Source organism: Oleiphilus sp. HI0128 (genome assembly GCF_001635365.1).
Genome location: NZ_LWGG01000140.1, coordinates 1 through 1,020 on the forward strand (window position 1 = coordinate 1; position 1,020 = coordinate 1,020).

General features: G+C 41.7%; 2 protein-coding genes. Both read right to left on the bottom strand.

Translation table 11 applies throughout. The features are described from left to right. Positions 1 to 687: ParA family protein (locus A3763_RS01830; RefSeq protein ID WP_068759841.1), on the bottom strand; the 687-nt coding region annotated here is incomplete at its 3' end. A gap of 44 nt (positions 688 to 731) precedes the next feature. Continuing rightward, a partial coding sequence (locus tag A3763_RS01835) for a 16S rRNA (guanine(527)-N(7))-methyltransferase RsmG (RefSeq protein ID WP_197482688.1) occupies positions 732 to 1,020 on the bottom strand: 289 nt, incomplete at its 5' end.

Below are 1,020 nucleotides of genomic sequence, written 5' to 3' on the forward strand. Positions count from 1 at the left end.
TGACATACCGTGACTGGGTGCTTCCGCTAGTCTTACATTTCTTGGAATTGCGACTTTATATAGCTGTTCACCGAAATATTCCTGAAGTTCATCAGATACATCTCTGGTTAAACTATTCCTTGGGTCATACATAGTACGAAGTATGCCGGAAATTTCTAACTTCGGATTGATGGTTTCTCTAATCTGCTCAACCGTATTCATTAATGCGGCCAAGCCTTCTAGCGCATAATATTCGCATTGCATTGGAATGATAACGCCGTCCGACGCTGATAAGGCATTAACGGTTAGCATATTTAGAGAAGGAGGACAGTCGATCAAGACGAATTCATAATCATCACGAATAGATTTTAAGGCTTGCTTCAGTCTATGTTCACGGCCAATCTCATTAAGGAGCTCGACTTCCGCTGCAGTCAGATCGCCATTGGAAGGAATAACATCGTATTTACCAACGACTGAACGCGTAATGACCTCTTGAACATCGGCCTTTTTGGTCAGTACATCATAGGCCGTATATTCAATTTCATTCTTGCTGATCCCGCTACCCATAGTTGCGTTTCCCTGCGGATCAAGATCAATAAGGAGAATTCTGCGTTTGGTCGCAGCCAGCGATGCAGCAAGATTTACAGTGGTGGTCGTTTTTCCAACCCCCCCCTTCTGGTTAGTAATCGCATAGATTTTCGCTGGCACTGTGTAACCCTCACTTATAGACGCTTTCAATAGCAATATGCTTATTACGCTGAAGTTTTCTCTATGATAATTAAATGCCTGTCCTCTTCACAAGCGGGAACACATAACTTAATTGCGTTTTTAACATGATAATCTATTGGCAGTGCATTAATCTCATCTTTTGGATGCAAACCTTTCATTGCTAAAAACTCACCCTTTTCAGTAAGTAAGTGCTTACATAGTTTTACCATATTATCTAGCGCTGTAAATGCGCGTGACATAATTTGGTCAAATTGTTTATCCTGCGCAACACTCTCTACACGTCCATGCACTATTTCGATATTGGCTAGCGAA